The organism is Anaerotardibacter muris (genome assembly GCF_943192915.1).
Lineage (GTDB): Bacteria > Actinomycetota > Coriobacteriia > Coriobacteriales > Eggerthellaceae > Anaerotardibacter > Anaerotardibacter muris.
Map to the genome: position 1 here is coordinate 1 of NZ_CALPCD010000004.1, position 14,469 is coordinate 14,469.

16 protein-coding genes are annotated in these 14,469 nt (G+C 55.8%); all 16 read right to left on the reverse strand.

Annotation, left to right across the window (positions count from 1 at the left end; genetic code table 11):
- Positions 1 to 45: 45 nt before the first annotated feature.
- The 16 genes from NFR25_RS04245 to NFR25_RS04320 all read right to left on the reverse strand — a co-directional run bounded on the left by NFR25_RS04245 (position 46) and on the right by NFR25_RS04320 (position 14,462).
- Positions 46 to 1,014, reverse strand: coding sequence for a tyrosine recombinase (locus NFR25_RS04245; protein ID WP_251198010.1), 969 nt, complete (start codon positions 1,012 to 1,014; stop codon positions 46 to 48).
- Complete coding sequence (gene trmFO / locus NFR25_RS04250) at positions 1,011 to 2,468, reverse strand: methylenetetrahydrofolate--tRNA-(uracil(54)-C(5))-methyltransferase (FADH(2)-oxidizing) TrmFO (RefSeq protein ID WP_251198172.1); 1,458 nt, start codon at positions 2,466 to 2,468, stop codon at positions 1,011 to 1,013. Before trmFO ends, NFR25_RS04245 begins: the two co-directional genes overlap by 4 nt.
- Positions 2,469 to 2,480: 12 nt before the next feature.
- Entirely contained in the window at positions 2,481 to 3,398 is a 918-nt protein-coding gene (gene dprA, locus NFR25_RS04255; protein WP_251198011.1) for a DNA-processing protein DprA, read from the reverse strand.
- A 51-nt stretch (positions 3,399 to 3,449) separates the two neighbouring features.
- A complete protein-coding gene (locus NFR25_RS04260) occupies positions 3,450 to 5,009 on the reverse strand; it encodes a YifB family Mg chelatase-like AAA ATPase (RefSeq protein ID WP_251198012.1) in 1,560 nt (519 codons plus the stop codon).
- Positions 5,010 to 5,016: 7 nt separating this feature from the next.
- Positions 5,017 to 5,481 carry a YraN family protein gene (locus NFR25_RS04265; RefSeq protein WP_251198013.1) on the reverse strand — a complete coding sequence of 155 codons (465 nt, stop codon included), beginning with the start codon at positions 5,479 to 5,481 and terminating at the stop codon, positions 5,017 to 5,019.
- 173 nt (positions 5,482 to 5,654) lie between these two features.
- Positions 5,655 to 6,437: a ribonuclease HII gene (locus NFR25_RS04270; RefSeq protein ID WP_251198014.1), complete on the reverse strand. Its 783-nt coding sequence runs from the start codon at positions 6,435 to 6,437 to the stop codon at positions 5,655 to 5,657.
- A 100-nt stretch (positions 6,438 to 6,537) separates the two neighbouring features.
- A complete protein-coding gene (rplS, locus tag NFR25_RS04275) occupies positions 6,538 to 6,882 on the reverse strand; it encodes a 50S ribosomal protein L19 (RefSeq protein ID WP_251198015.1) in 345 nt (114 codons plus the stop codon).
- A 342-nt stretch (positions 6,883 to 7,224) separates the two neighbouring features.
- Entirely contained in the window at positions 7,225 to 7,548 is a 324-nt protein-coding gene (locus NFR25_RS04280) for an AzlD domain-containing protein (RefSeq protein WP_338024381.1), read from the reverse strand.
- Positions 7,535 to 8,236, reverse strand: coding sequence for an AzlC family ABC transporter permease (locus tag NFR25_RS04285; protein ID WP_251198016.1), 702 nt, complete (start codon positions 8,234 to 8,236; stop codon positions 7,535 to 7,537). The genes NFR25_RS04280 and NFR25_RS04285 overlap by 14 nt, the downstream gene beginning before the upstream one ends.
- Positions 8,237 to 8,504: 268 nt before the next feature.
- Positions 8,505 to 9,557 carry a deoxyguanosinetriphosphate triphosphohydrolase gene (locus tag NFR25_RS04290; RefSeq protein WP_251198017.1) on the reverse strand — a complete coding sequence of 351 codons (1,053 nt, stop codon included), beginning with the start codon at positions 9,555 to 9,557 and terminating at the stop codon, positions 8,505 to 8,507.
- Positions 9,558 to 9,560: 3 nt separating this feature from the next.
- Entirely contained in the window at positions 9,561 to 10,298 is a 738-nt protein-coding gene (locus NFR25_RS04295) for a zinc ribbon domain-containing protein (protein WP_251198018.1), read from the reverse strand.
- Positions 10,299 to 10,328: 30 nt separating this feature from the next.
- Positions 10,329 to 11,207 carry a Nif3-like dinuclear metal center hexameric protein gene (locus NFR25_RS04300; RefSeq protein WP_251198019.1) on the reverse strand — a complete coding sequence of 293 codons (879 nt, stop codon included), beginning with the start codon at positions 11,205 to 11,207 and terminating at the stop codon, positions 10,329 to 10,331.
- Between the two features lie 17 nt (positions 11,208 to 11,224).
- Positions 11,225 to 12,040 carry a histidinol-phosphatase HisJ family protein gene (locus NFR25_RS04305; RefSeq protein WP_251198020.1) on the reverse strand — a complete coding sequence of 272 codons (816 nt, stop codon included), beginning with the start codon at positions 12,038 to 12,040 and terminating at the stop codon, positions 11,225 to 11,227.
- Entirely contained in the window at positions 12,031 to 13,248 is a 1,218-nt protein-coding gene (locus NFR25_RS04310) for a cysteine desulfurase family protein (RefSeq protein ID WP_251198021.1), read from the reverse strand. The genes NFR25_RS04305 and NFR25_RS04310 overlap by 10 nt, the downstream gene beginning before the upstream one ends.
- 6 nt (positions 13,249 to 13,254) lie before the next feature.
- Complete coding sequence (gene rpe / locus NFR25_RS04315) at positions 13,255 to 13,950, reverse strand: ribulose-phosphate 3-epimerase (protein ID WP_251198022.1); 696 nt, start codon at positions 13,948 to 13,950, stop codon at positions 13,255 to 13,257.
- Positions 13,950 to 14,462, reverse strand: coding sequence for a methylated-DNA--[protein]-cysteine S-methyltransferase (locus NFR25_RS04320; RefSeq protein ID WP_251198023.1), 513 nt, complete (start codon positions 14,460 to 14,462; stop codon positions 13,950 to 13,952). Before NFR25_RS04320 ends, rpe begins: the two co-directional genes overlap by 1 nt.
- Positions 14,463 to 14,469: the final 7 nt, after the last annotated feature.

Below are 14,469 nucleotides of genomic sequence, written 5' to 3' on the forward strand. Positions count from 1 at the left end.
GGTTCATTTCTGTCCGGGACAGAAATGAACCCGTCCCCAAAGACGTTAGGCGCGGGGGTGGGCTTGGAGCTGGACCTGCTTCAGGTGATCGGGAGAGACGTGGGTATAGATCTGCGTGGTGGATAAGCTCGAATGCCCAAGGAGTTCTTGAACGCTGCGCAGATCCGCACCGCCCACCAGCAGGTCACTAGCGAACGAATGGCGCATAGCGTGCGGCGAAAGCGATGGATCGAGTCCTGCGATCTGCAGCGCCTCTTTGAAGACCGAGCGGATAGCTGTGGTGCTCAGCGGATTCCCGCGCGTAGAGAGGAAGCATACTTCAGTAGGTTCTGCTGTCTGCTTCGCTTGTGCCTCGAGCTTAGGGCGCGCCTCGCGCAAATAGCGCTTCAGCACTTCGATCGCTTTTGGATAAACGGGCACCAAGCGCTCCTTGTTACCCTTACCAACCACCGAGATGAGCCCTTGTTGCAACGAAAGCTGCCCAAGGCTAAGGTTCGCAACCTCAGAAACACGCATGCCACAGGCATAGAGCAACTCGAGCAATGCCTGGTTTCGCAGAGCAACCACAGGGTCGCGCTTCACTTGGTCTTCGCTCGAGTAGACCGAGAGCAAACGCTCCATTTCCTGGTGTGCGATGGTCTTGGGGAGTGTTTTAGGTTGCTTGGCCCCTTGCAGAACGGCCGCCGGATTCGAAGCGTACCCATGATCGATCATGAGCCACTGGTAGAAGCCTTTGAGCGAACTGAGATGGCGATTCGATGTCTTACGGGATGCACCGTGCATATCGAGCGAGCCTAGATAGCGGCGGATCTGCTGATGCGTTGGCTTGTCGAACGGGATCGAACGAGCCACGCACCACTCTGAGAATGAACGCAGGTCACTGCCGTAGGCCTTCATGGTCTGGTCGGAGTGGTTGAGCATGTGCAGGTAGTCCAGGTATTCATCGATCAGCACGATATTGGCGCGCAGCTCTGCGCTCTCTTCACCGCCTTCGATAGGAGCACGATCGGTCATGCGCGAGCCTCCTCACACGATGGCCTGGATGACCTTTCTCCGTCAAACGGAAGCGGAGCAAGACCTTGTTCAGCAAGCTTTGCAAGGTAGCCATCGAGCGCTTCGCTACCCCGCTGCGCATAACGTTCATAGCGCTCTTGCTTATTGCGAATACGCTGCTCAAAGGGAGGCAAGATGCCGAAGTTCACATGCATGGGCTGGTAGTCCTGCGTGCTGGGATCGGTAGCGTAATCGATCAGTGCGCCTAACGCCGTTTCGCGCGGAAGCGGATCGAGCTCGACCCCCTCGGCGGTGGCACGCACATTCATACTGGCAAGCAAGCCTGAGGCAATGGCCTCAACATAGCCTTCCGTACCACCAAGCTGACCCGCAATGAACAACTGCACGGGAAGAGCATCAGCCGCGCTCGAATGCAGCTGCAGATGAGCATCGAGCAAGGCAGGCGCATTGATGAAGGTGTTGCGATGCATCACACCAAAACGTTCGAATTGGGCGTTCTCGAGCCCAGGGATCATACGAAAGACGCGTTCCTGTTCTGGGAAGGTGAGGTTCGTCTGAAAACCCACCAGATTGAAGCATTGCTTGTCCACGCCTTCGGCGCGCAGCTGCACCACTGCCCACGGACGGCGATCAGTACGCGGATCGGTGAGCCCTACTGGTTTCAGGGGCCCGAAACGCGGAGCATCGAACCCTTTGCGGGCGATCTCTTCAATAGGCTGGCAAGCTTGGAAGAGCTCTTTGGTCTCGAAGCTCTTCTTGATGACACATTGTGCGTCGACCAATTCATCGATGAACGCTCCGTACTCTTCTTTGTTGAATGGCGCGTTCAGGTAATCGCCCACTCCATCTTCATAGCGGCTCTGGGTGAACACCACATCCAAGTCGAGCGAATCCGCGAATACGATAGGCGCAGCAGCATCGTAGAACGCAAGATGATCTTGACCGGTCAACGCCTGCAAGCTTTCAGCAAGAGCAGGAGAGGTAAGAGGCCCCGAGGCCACGATGCACAGCGGCGCAGGATCTTCGAGCGGAAAAGGATCCGCGTGGGCTTCATCGATCAACATCAAGGTGCCATCGGGCTCGATCGAGACCACTTCAGCCTCGATACGCTCGATACCTGCTCTTACAATGGCATCAGTTATCAATCCAGAGAACTGATCGCGATCCACTGCCAGGGCTCCCCCAGCAGGAACGCGACTTTCATAGGCGAACGCCAGCAAACGCGAACCGAGCGCTTCAAGTTCGGCCTTCAACATGCCCGCTGCGCTCGCAGGTTTCGTAGACTTCAAAGAATTCGAACAGACCAGTTCGCCATAACGACCAGTCTCGTGCGCACCCGTGGAACGAAAGGGGCGCATCTCGATCAAGCGAACGCGGAATCCATCAGCAGCAAGCTGGAGCGCCGCCTCGCTTCCTGCAAGGCCACCGCCGATGATGTCAACGCGTTTTTCCATGGTCACAGGGTACTACACAACCACTGCACCATAACTGCCGTTCGGAAATCTTTCTATGAAACCCTCATGTTCGAGCTTGGCCAATTCCACCATGATCCAAGACAAACGGTCGCGATCCTTCGGGTTCACGATGGTCTCACGCTTCATCAGCGCGTCCACCGTGAGCGCTTCTGCTTGAAGTGCTGCATAGAGCGGAGAATTCTCGGTAGCAGCCTGCTTGCGCATATCCTGGATCTTCATGCATCCGAACAGGTCGACGAGCATATCTTCGAATGTCTCGTCATCGATAACGGGCGTTGCTCCTTGATAGAGCAACCGATTCGCGCCGCGAGAATGAGGCGACGTGATAGCCCCTGGCACCACGAGCACGTCACGATTGGCAGAAAGCGCATCGTCAGCCGTGGAGAAGGTTCCCGAAGGAAGACCCGCTTCCACGATGAGCGTAGCGCGCGCCAAACCCGCGATGATGCGATTGCGTGCTCGGAAGGTATAGGGCAACGGCGGAAATTGCCACTGTCGCTCCGATATGACCGCACCACCCTTATCCACCACTTCCTGAAACAGATCACGGTTGGATTCAGGGTAGATAAGATCGCATCCTCCTCCAAGTACCACCACGGTCTTTCCGCCTACGCTCAAGCAGCCTCTATGCGCTGCAGAGTCACACCCCAGCGCACCGCCCGATATGATGGTTATGCCATGCTCAGCCGCCGCTTTGGAGAACTTCTCGGCTACGGTGCGCCCATACGGCGTTGCACGGCGAGCCCCGATGATAGCAAGCCCAAGATCAAGAACGCTTGGATCGCCGATCCCATAGAGCTTCGACGGTGGATCAGGTATGTTCATCAACTGTTCAGGGTAGCCTTCGCGCCCATAAGAGAGCACGAATCGTTCACCTTCAAGGGGTTGTGTAGGGCGCAATTCTCTCATGCTTTTCCTTCCTTTGCTCAAAAAGCTTTTACAACAGATCGAGCAGCGAACTTAGCCCGCGAACGAACCTGTTTGGAATCGCAGGGTATATGCTTCAGCAATATGCGCCTCGTCGACCTTGTACGACCGATCAAGATCGGCGATGGTCCGTGCGATCGAGAGCATCTTCACTACCGAACGGGTGCTCAACCCACCTGTTGCTACCGCTCTATCCAGAAACTCATGAGCGGGCCTGGTCAACTGGCAACGTTCGAATAGTTCGAGCAACTTGTTCGTTCTCCTGCCGTCCGACGCACCGCCTGTCACACCGTTCTTGCCTTCAGAGCATACCGAGCTTTCTTGCCTGTGTTCCTCGCTCGTCCTCTCTCGGGTGAATTCTCGAGCAGCTACGATCTCTTCACGAAGCTCAGCGGAGCTCTTCCCCACAGGAGCTTTGCTCAACTGCGAAAGGTCGCTTCGCTCGACATCAACACGAATATCGATACGGTCCATCAACGGACCGCCGATCTTGCTCTGATAGCGTTGGATGACACCTGGTGAACAGCTACATTCATGCTCTTCGTCTCCGTAGTACCCACACGGACAGAGATTCGTAGCCGCTACGAACATGAAATTCGCAGGGAATACATAAGAGCCTTCCGCACGTGTGATGTGCACGATGCCTTCTTCGAGCGGCTGACGAAGCTGCTGCAGCACGTTGCTCTGCATCTCGCTCAATTCATCGATGAAGAGCACGCCATTATGAGCCAAGGACACTTCACCAGGGCGGACTGGATTGCCGCCGCCCAAAAGACCCGCCGCGGTCACGCTATGATGAGGCATACGGAATGGCCGCAGGCCACCATAGATACCATGCAGATCGCTATCGAGCACCGAATGGATCATGGCGGTCTGGATCTTCTCTTCTTCAGACAAAGGAGGCAGGATGCTGGGAACGCATTGCGCGAGCAACGTCTTTCCTGAACCTGGCGATCCCATCATGATGAGGCCGTGCCTACCAGCAACTGCGACTTGCAGCGCGCGCTTCGCCGCATCATGACCCACCACGTCCGCGAAATCATATTCATGATCACGATCGCCAGGAGCGCAGAAGGTTATGGCTGGAAGATCGTCGCGCGTGATCTGCCGCAAATGCTCGATCGAAAAGCAACGAACACCTGAAACAGGGATCGCGCCTCGCTCGGCAACACCAGTGAGCAGATCGCACTCAAGCTCACGGGCGCACTGCTGATACGGGATCAGACCCGCGACACTGCGCACCGCTCCTTCGAGCGAAAGCTCGCCAACAACGAGCATGCGCTCAAGATGCCTTGGTGCGATCTGACCAGTTGCAGCCAAGAGCGCCAGTGCGATAGGAAGATCAAAACCCGAGCCTGTCTTGCGAAGCGAACTTGGTGCGAGATTCACTACGATCTTGTCGCTCGGAACACGAAACCCTGCCGACTTGATAGCCGCCCGCACGCGCTCACGCGATTCCTGAATAGCGGTATCGGGCATTCCCACGATAGAGAACGAAGGGATGCCACTGCTTATCAATACCTCTACCTTGACTGGAAGCGCTTGCACGCCATGGAGCACGGCGCTTTGGACCTTGAAGGAAAGCTGATTCATGAAGCCATCACATCGAGCCAAACGCGTTCACATGATGACGCAAGAACGCACGGTCATTGTTGAGCACAAGGATGGAGATCACATCGAACCGCACACGCAGGTCGTCATAGACGTGCTCCTTCAGATAACACGCCGCGATCCGTTCGTAGCGATCACGCTTACGCTCGTTCACCGCTTCCGAGGGAAACCCTTTCTGAACATCAGAGCGGGTCTTCACCTCAACGAAGCACAACGTGTCATCCTGGAGCGCGATGATGTCTGCCTCTCCGGCAATGCACTTCCAATTGCGCTCTACTACTTCGAAACCACGACGTTGCAAGAACTTCGCCGCTGCTTCCTCTCCCCTTCTGCCGAGTTCTTTAGGGGAATACGAATGCTTCTTCGCAGCTACAGCTTGCTCGGGGGCTTCTTTGGCTCCCTCAACGTCTTGAGCTTCTTCAGCTTCTTTGACAGGTTCTAAAGTTGCTTGCATACCTACCTCCTTGAAACCAAGGATAGACAAGTAACCTTAATGAAATTTGAAAGAAATCTGAACTGAACCTTAGAGAGAGCTCACGTTTTTCTGAACTTTTCCATCCCAAACAAAAACGCAGCTCGCAGCTGCGTTTAGCAAAGAATCCAGTTCACAAGGCTGAAGCAAGTTCGTCACGAGAATAAGGTTGGCTGAAAGAAGCTCGAACAATAGGAAACGCGATGTATCGGCGTCAGGCCATGCTGCGCGATCGCTTCACGATGGCGAGCGCTCCCATACCCTTTTGAGGACGCAAAGTCATACCCTGGGTACTGGGCATCATATTCCACCATCATCCCATCGCGCTCGACCTTAGCTATCACCGAAGCCGCTGCAATGGACGCACAGCGCGCATCACCCTTCACCACATTGATCTCACGCGGATCGATCCCCAGCGGATTACCATCGAGCAAGACCACACCCACTTCAACTCCCTGGCTCTCGACCTGTGCGATCGCTTCAGAGAACGCACGCTTCAGACAAGCCATGATGCCGAATTCATCGATATCTTGCGGTGGAATATGCACCACTGCGTAAGCACGAGCACTGCGCTTCACCGCTTCAGCCAAAGGTCCGCGTTTCGCTTCTGGGATCTGCTTGGAATCATTCAAGCCATCGAGCAATGCAGCATTCGGATCGAGCACCACCGCCCCAACGCTGAGCGGCCCTGCCAACGGGCCTCGCCCTACTTCATCAAGGCCAACGATCACCTTGCCACCGGCAAGTTCCCGCTCGAAGGCATAGATCTCTTCCAAGCGCGCGCGTTCCTGCTCTTCGCGTTCGATGCGTCGCTTGGCAGCTTCGAGCGCCTTCTGCACGCCTTTGCGCGGATCATCAACCAAGTCCGCTTCAAGTGCAGGCAGCTCTGCAGCTGATGCAGTCTTGAGCGCTGTTTGTATTTCTGCGATCGTCCTCACCAGGAACCGTCCTCCACTCTATTGCTCACCAGTTTTGCTCGCCACAATAAAAAAGGGCGCACGATCGCGCCCTTTCTCAAACTCATCAAGAGAGAGATGACTAGAATGCCTTCTCCTTGATCTTAGCAGCCTTACCCACCTTATCACGCAGGTAGTAGAGCTTAGCACGGCTCACATCGCCGCGACGGACAACCTCGATCTTCTCGATCTTAGGAGAATGAACGGGGAAAGTACGCTCCACGCCAACGGAGAAGCTGATCTTGCGGACTGTGAAAGTTTCACGGTTGGATGCGCCATGACGGCGGATGACGTCGCCCTGGAACACCTGAATACGCTCACGATCGCCTTCCTTGATGCGATAGTGAACCTTGACGGTATCGCCAACGTTGAAATCTGCGACCTCTGGATTGATCTGCTGTTGTTCGATTGCGCGGATGATATCCATGTCTAAATCCTTCTATATTCCAATTCGTATAAGTAGGTATTCCTACGTGATGTCAGAGACACAGCTGAAAATTATACGTTTCTGCCAAATCGGGCGCAAGTGGCAATTTGAAAATCGACCGCTCATGCCCGTTTCTGCTCCCTTTTGTTCGGGAATATGGCGAAGACGAGGGCAAAAGCCCTCGGCACATTCGCTTTCGCACCCGATGGATCATGCCCAAGGGTCAGGCGCGATGGCTAAAGCCCGATGGTCGGGCTTGATACCCAAAACCCAATGATCATACACAACGGTCAATGCCGACCGCAGCACATGGCGATCAGATAAAGCGATCGGCTAAGGAGCTCAAATAAGGAGCAACAACCCATAGGAGCCAACGCCAGCAACGATGCTCCAAACCAGCGACTTGGTCCTTATCGCGACCGGAACCACGATGATAGCCGCAATGATAGGGATAGCCGCAGGCCACAAGCCAGCATCGAACATCCCTGGGCTCAAGATATCGTTAGCGATGAGCGCCGCGAAAGCAGCAGGTGGAATGAATGCGAGCGCCTGAGAGAGCCATGCAGGCAGTTCCCGTCCACGCAGCGCGAAGAGCGGCACCGTGCGGAAGACGAGGATGGTGATGGCACACCCCAGTCCGATGAGCGCAAAATCAGTCCATGACACGGGCAGATACACGCTCCTTTCGCACAACGATCATGCCAGCGGCAACACCCAGGAGCGCGCCGATCAAGATCGCTGGACCCGAAAGCCCCACGCACTTCGCCAAGAACACACCAAGTGCCGCAACAACACCGGCAGCGATATTGCCCTTGGTCCCTGGCTGAGAGAAAAGAAGGCACAGGAAGATGCTCGTCATCGCGAAGGATGCAAGCGCGGTCGGCACGGTGAGCAAGCTACCGAGCACCACACCGAGCACGTTGGCCAACGCCCATGCGCTCTGAGAGAACAGATTCACCAGCGTTGCACCTTTGATGTTCCACTTCCCTTGTTCAAGCTTCACCACGTTCACTGCGAAGGACTCGTCGGTGACCGTAGCGCCATACAGAAACGCAAGGCGCTTGTTCACGTTCTCGCAGAAGCGGGAAAGCGAAGCACTATAGAGCATCTGTCGCGAATTGACCAAGGTGACGCTTGCGATGATGGCAGCCATGGGAGAGCCCAAGAGCCACATGTTCGGGATCATGTATTGACCTGCACCCGAATAGAATAGCGCGCTGAGCAGGAACACCTGAAGCGCATCCATCCCTACCGACTGAGAAAGGATACCGCAGGGTACGCCCAGAAAAAGATAGCCCACCATGATCGGTGCGGCCATCGAAAATGCTTGTTTTGCAATGCTGTCTTTTTTCATGACCGCACCAGTATACCCCTCTATCACCTAACCGAGTCTCCAAATCCAGCCATAGACGTTCAGTCTTCAGGGTATTGTTTACCCAAAATAGTGCACGGTGCTGCGAGTGTAAGGTAAGGGTGCAGAACTTACTTCGTAGAGCAAACTTAAAAGACAGAAGCCGCTGAAAGCGGATTCGCGTAAATAAAACTGGAGAGCGACCGCATGAGCCCGAAGGGCGGGGTAAGTTATGCATCCTTATCTTGCAGTCGCAGCACCCCTATCTGGGTTAGTGGCGCTGGTCGGCGTTCCATGATTTAGGAACGAACATATCCTCGAAGAAGTTGATGGCATACCGGTCGGTCATACCAGCAACATGGTCGGTAACAGCACGCAGGGGATCATCTCCTGCGAGCGCGCGGTATTCAGCGGGCACTTCATCGTAGTGGCGCACGAAATAGTTGAAGATGTCCTCTACCAGGTGGCGCGCCTTATAAACTTCGCGCATGACCTGATCAGAGGTATAGACCTTGTCGAACAGGAACGTGCGCAACTCCATCATGGCATCCCATATAGGTTCGCTCATATAGATGTCGCCGCGGGCATTGGACGTTTCGATCATGTCTTCCACTAAGGTTTGGATGCGGTCCGCATGATCCTGGCCGATGATGCGGTGGGTTGATTCTGGCAGATCGGTCTCTTTGAGCGTTCCCGCACGTAAGGCATCGTCGATGTCGTGATTCACGTACGCGATGCGGTCGGCAGTGGCCACGATGCGCCCCTCATAGGTCTTCGCGCGCTCCGAACCAGTGTGATGCACGATGCCATCGCGCACTTCTTCGGTAAGGTTCAATCCCTTGCCGTCATTCTCGATCACCTCTACCACACGCAGGCTTTGGATGTTGTGGCGATAGAGCTGCTTGCTCGCAGGGTCTTCTGGGTCGAGTCCCTGGTGGATGGCCAGACAACGGCTGATGGATTCTTCACCTACATGGCCAAACGGCGTATGACCTAGATCATGACCAAGTGCGATAGCCTCAGTAAGATCTTCGTTCAGACCAAGCGCACGAGCGATGGTGCGAGCGATCTGAGCCACTTCGAGCGTATGCGTAAGACGCGTGCGGTAATGATCGCCCACCGGCGCCAAGAACACTTGGGTCTTATGCGAAAGACGACGAAACGCCTTGGTGTGCAAGATCTTGTCACGATCCTTCTGATATTCGCTTCGATAACGGTCTTCCTCTGAAACGCGGTCGCGCGCAGCATGAGCAGAAAGAGCTGCCTGGCTGCTAAGGAGCTGCTGTTCCTGTTTGGTCCTATCATCGCGCGTGGTCAATTCCATGGACTATGATTCCTTTGCTTGGTCGGAGACGATGAGCAATCGTCGGCATGAGGGGCATTTTGAAACGGGCGCATCCTGCTTGATGCGGGCGATCTTGGATGCATCGAAGACCGAACGACAAGCACTGCAGGCCCCATCCACCATCTGAGCTACGCCAATGCCGCCACATTCCTTGCAAGCGCGCTGGTAAGCCCTATAGAGCTCAGGGTTCACCTTGTCTTGAAGTGCCTGATGACGAGCATTATTCTCTGCGATCGTACGCTGGAGCGCCCCACCCTCTTGCTGGAACGATGCGATAAGGTCCTTTTCGCGCGCTTCGAGGTTCGCGCACCCGTCCATGATCTGGTCCATGAGCGGCTTCACCCGTTCGATCTGCTGATCGACGCGTTCCATGTCTTCCGCGAGCTTCTCACGGCGCTTCGCAACACCATGCAAGTCCTTGGTATAGGATTCGACGCTGCGGTAATCTCCCTGTACGCGTTCGAGCGCTTCCTGGGTTTCCTGCTGCTTTGCTGCCAAGCGCTCATCTTCAGCCATAAGACCATGAAGTTCGTCTTCGGCTGTATCGAGCATGTCTTGGACCTGGGTCTTCTTCTTCACGATAGCCGCAAGCTTCTGGCGCACTTCGAGCAACGCTTGACGCTGTGGAAGCTCTTCGAGCTTCTTCGACGTATGGATGTTCTCGATATCGATGCTCTGCAGTTGCTCGAGCGCATCAACTTCAGCTGGGGTGGCTAGCATGAAGACCTCGCTTTTCCTCTGAATACCAGTTTACTGACGAATGCTCTCGGGGGTGTACCAATTATTGGACTGGTCAACGACCATGACCGAGGAATCTGGCAACCCTGCATTGAGCGCCTCGGTGGCGAGCAATGCGCACAACGGCCGCTCGGAAACATCATGACCAAGTTCGATGATGGTGAGCCCCGATTCGTGAGCTTCGAGCGCGGGGTGATATTTCACTTCCCCGCAAATGAGGCAATCGATGGAATTCTCCAAGCAAAGCCCCACCATATCAGTAGCAGAACCACCGCAGGTCACTACAGTTTTCAAGAGCGTCTTTGGGTTGCCCCACACGCGCGGGACCGACCCGAACACAGAAACGCAACGAGCAGCGAGGTGCTCGAGCGAGACGGGGTCATCTCCACTAGAGCACACCATGCCAAAGCCCTTATCAGCGTGGCCTGGCAGTGGATCGAGCACGTATTGCGTGTTCAAACGCAGCATAGCTGGCAAGATAGCCAACGCCTCGCGCGAAACATCGCAAGCCGTATGGAAATTCATGAGGTTGATGCCGTGCGAGAGCGCGTAGTTGATGATGGCGCCAGGTTTGGCCCCTTGCACCGTTTCGGGCATGAAGTTATCAACAGGCGCGATGAACGCAGGATGGTGTGTGAGCACCACGTTCGCACCCAATTCATGGGCCTTCTCAAGGATGCTGATCGTTGGATCGAGCGCTACGACCACGCCCGTTACCTCCTGACCAGGATTGCCCACCAACAGTCCCGTGCGATCCCAAGAGCAGGCATCTTCGCGCGGGAACGCTTGGAGCAGTCGCTGTTCGAGCGTACCTACGGAAATACCCGTCTTCACGGCAGCGATGGGGCCTGTGGGAACCTTGAACAGTGCATTGATATCGGTTTCAGCCATGAGCGCCTTCTTTCAGATCATGCGAGCGGGATGGTGCGGCGATCGCCTCCAGGCTGGATGACGGTGATCTGACGATAACCCGCTTCGTGGAGCAGCTTAAGACCCGCTTCGATACCGCGATCGACGAAACGCGGATCGTGCGCGTCTGTTCCTAGTGTAGCGGGCACGCCTGCTTTCCTGAATTCTGTTAACAAATCGATATGCGGATACAGCTCCTTGCAGGCATAGGTCGCGCCCGAAGTATTCACCTCGATCATGCGCTGACCTGCAGCTGCTGCTTCGGCTGCACGCTGGTAGGCGCGCTTGATGTCGAAAGCAGAAGATGGATATTTGTTGAACTTCTTCACCAGATCGGGATGAGCCATCACGTCATAGGGCATGTTCGATGTGCAAGCTTCGCAGAACTGATCGAAGTAACGCTCCCAAATAGCATCATGACCCACTTCGTCCCAATGATCAGCCTGATCAGGGTCATCGAAGGGCCACAGGTCCAGATAGTGCACGGAGCCTAGGATGATGTCGAAACGTTCCCAATCGATAGCATCCAGATCGCGATCTTCATCAGCACCGAGCCAGTCTAGTTCGGTACCGATGAGCACCTGGATACCAGGGTGCTTCGCGCGCGCTGCTTCGATCTGCTCACAATAATCTTCGAGCACATCCCAGGGCATCGAGATGTAATTCGTAGGATCGATATCTGCCGAAAGCGGGAAGTGCTCGGTCAGTGCTACGGTAGAGATGCTGGCAGCTTCAGCAGCCGCCACCACTTCTTCCACCGTGCCACTTCCATGGCCCGTCAGACCGGTATGAGTGTGCGTGTTGATCAGTTCCATGTATCTTCCAAGACCTCCCCGAACGCAGCGATAGCGCGTTCGATATCAGCTTCCGTAGTCTCAGAGCCAAGCGAGAAACGGACCATGCCCAATGCACGGTCACGGTCGATGCCCAGCGCACGGAGCACATGCGAGGGGTCGAGCGAGTGCGAAGCGCATGCTGAACCGCCAGAAACGCTGATACCCCGTTTGTCCAATTGCAAGATGAGCGTCTCACTTTCGAACCCAGGGCACAGCACCGAAACGATATGCGGACCATATTCACCCGCCGAAAGATCGACCACAGGCTCCACGCCTGCAAGCGCAGTAACACCTGCGAAGAGCTTATCGCGCAGGCTGGTCATGGCCACTGACTGTTGCGGCTGCGCATCGACCGCCGCCTTGAGCGCCGCGGCGAAGCCTACCACACCTGCGATGTTCTGCGTACCGCTGCGGCGATCGGATTCCTGACCACCACCCACGATCTGCGCAGCGAAGGGCGTGCGCGCCTTCAGCCACAACGCGCCTACTCCTTTTGGCCCCCCGACCTTATGGGAAGAGAGCGAAAGCGCATCAACGTCCCATTCCTTCACCGAAACAGGGACCTTACCGAGCGCCTGAGTAGCATCACAATGAAAGAGCGCGCCTGCTTCGTGGGCGATACGCGAAAGAGCAGGAATATCCATGACAGAGCCTACCTCGTTATTGAGCGCCATGATCGATACGAGCACAGGATCATGAGCCTTTTCGAGCGGGGTCTGAAGCGCCTCAGGCGTGATGAAGCCTCCCGCATTCGGCTGAACGCAGACAACTTCGATACCACGGCGGCGCAACAGCTCTGCAGCCTGCAGCACTGCATCGTGCTCGATAGCAGAGACCACCACGCTCGGAGCTGGATCGAGCGCCCTTTGCCCCATTCCGAAGCCACTACCGCGCTTTTGCAGCACGCCTTCAACGATGCCCAACAATGCCATATTGTCGGCTTCGGTCGCCCCCGAAGTGAAGATGACCTCATCAGGACGCCCATCGATAGCTCGTGCAACATCACGACGCGCCGCTTCGAGCACCTTGAATGCCCTGCGGCCTGGCCCATGGAGAGAATTGGCGTTGCCGCCGCCCGCCTCTATGCCAGCGAAGCCGGGGGTGAGATAAGGCGCCATCGCATCGAAGGCCACTTGAGAGAGCGGCGCCGTGGCTGCCCAATCAAGATATATCAGTTCGTTGCTCATCCGGTCCTACTCCCCCGCAGGTTGAGCGGCCTCGCCCGCCACGCGGATGGCAGACACCGCGGCAGCTGGATCGGATGCGGCGAACACCCCAGAGCCCGCCACGAGCACGTCTGCCCCTTGCGCGCATACAAGACCTGCGGTTCGATCAGCATTCACGCCACCATCGACCTCGATGAGCAGGTTAGGATTGCGCTGGGCAGCCAAACGCGCCACGTATCCCACGCGATCTTCGCTGCCCTCGATATAAGACTGCCCTGAAAAACCTGGGTAAACGCTCATGACCAAGATCATGTCAACATCTTCGATGAAAGGATCGAGCGCTTCGATGGGCATATCGGGCTTCAAGGTGAGCACGGGGTGAGCCCCACGCTTGCGGATATGACGCAGCAACCCGTGAAGCTGATCTTCATCGGGAACCGCTTCGATATGGACCGAAACGTAATCGGGCTGAGCATCCAGATACCAATCGATCTGCTCGAGCGGATTCGAGATCATCAGGTGCACATCGATGGGCAACTGGGTGATAGCACGCAACTGCTTCACGAAGGGCACGCCGATAGTGAGGTTCGGAACGAAATGCCCGTCCATCACATCCACATGGATGATGTCAGCACCCGCAGCCTCGAGCATGCGGATATCGCGTTCCATATCCATGAAATTCCCCGACAAGATAGAAGGTGCGATCTTCACTTCGCCGAACATCAGATTCTCTCCTCAGTATTTGGATCGTTGGTATCGTTAGAGTATCGCTGCTCAAGACCGAGCAAGAATCTCTTGATCTTAAGACCTGCCGCATAACCGACCAGATCTCCGTTCGATCCGATCACACGATGACACGGTATAAGGATGAGCAACGGATTCTTATTGTTCGCGCCGCCCACGGCACGCAGCGCCTTGGGGTTGCCGATCATGCACGCCACATCCTGATAGCTGCACGTTTGGCCATACGGGATGGTCTGGAGCGCCTGCCACACCCGCTTCTGGAAATCGGTACCCGCAGGGTCGAGCGGCAGATCGAAGACCTTGCGCTTACCTGCAAGATATTCCTGGATCTGGTTGGCAGCCTCATTGGTGAGCGCTGTGGGCATCTGATCGCCAGGCAGTTCCACCGCACCGAATGCGAGCTGCGTGAGCGCCACTCCATTGCTCGCCAGCGTGATGCGGCCCATGGGCGTAGGATAGATGAAATAGGTCTGTTGCGTTGCCTGCCCCACGCTGAAG

Excerpts from the sequence above, each read along its gene's own strand:
- NFR25_RS04285 (WP_251198016.1), bottom strand. The coding sequence starts at position 8,236 with ATGAAAAAAGACAGCATTGCAAAACAAGCATTTTCGATGGCCGCACCG.
- rplS (WP_251198015.1), bottom strand. The coding sequence starts at position 6,882 with ATGGATATCATCCGCGCAATCGAACAACAGCAGATCAATCCAGAGGTC.
- NFR25_RS04265 (WP_251198013.1), bottom strand. The coding sequence starts at position 5,481 with ATGCAAGCAACTTTAGAACCTGTCAAAGAAGCTGAAGAAGCTCAAGAC.
- NFR25_RS04295 (WP_251198018.1), bottom strand. The coding sequence starts at position 10,298 with ATGCTAGCCACCCCAGCTGAAGTTGATGCGCTCGAGCAACTGCAGAGC.
- NFR25_RS04260 (WP_251198012.1), bottom strand. The coding sequence starts at position 5,009 with ATGAATCAGCTTTCCTTCAAGGTCCAAAGCGCCGTGCTCCATGGCGTG.
- NFR25_RS04300 (WP_251198019.1), bottom strand. The coding sequence starts at position 11,207 with ATGGCTGAAACCGATATCAATGCACTGTTCAAGGTTCCCACAGGCCCC.
- NFR25_RS04310 (WP_251198021.1), bottom strand. The coding sequence starts at position 13,248 with ATGAGCAACGAACTGATATATCTTGATTGGGCAGCCACGGCGCCGCTC.
- NFR25_RS04245 (WP_251198010.1), bottom strand. The coding sequence starts at position 1,014 with ATGACCGATCGTGCTCCTATCGAAGGCGGTGAAGAGAGCGCAGAGCTG.
- dprA (WP_251198011.1), bottom strand. The coding sequence starts at position 3,398 with ATGAGAGAATTGCGCCCTACACAACCCCTTGAAGGTGAACGATTCGTG.
- NFR25_RS04305 (WP_251198020.1), bottom strand. The coding sequence starts at position 12,040 with ATGGAACTGATCAACACGCACACTCATACCGGTCTGACGGGCCATGGA.
- NFR25_RS04290 (WP_251198017.1), bottom strand. The coding sequence starts at position 9,557 with ATGGAATTGACCACGCGCGATGATAGGACCAAACAGGAACAGCAGCTC.
- rpe (WP_251198022.1), bottom strand. The coding sequence starts at position 13,950 with ATGTTCGGCGAAGTGAAGATCGCACCTTCTATCTTGTCGGGGAATTTC.
- trmFO (WP_251198172.1), bottom strand. The coding sequence starts at position 2,468 with ATGGAAAAACGCGTTGACATCATCGGCGGTGGCCTTGCAGGAAGCGAG.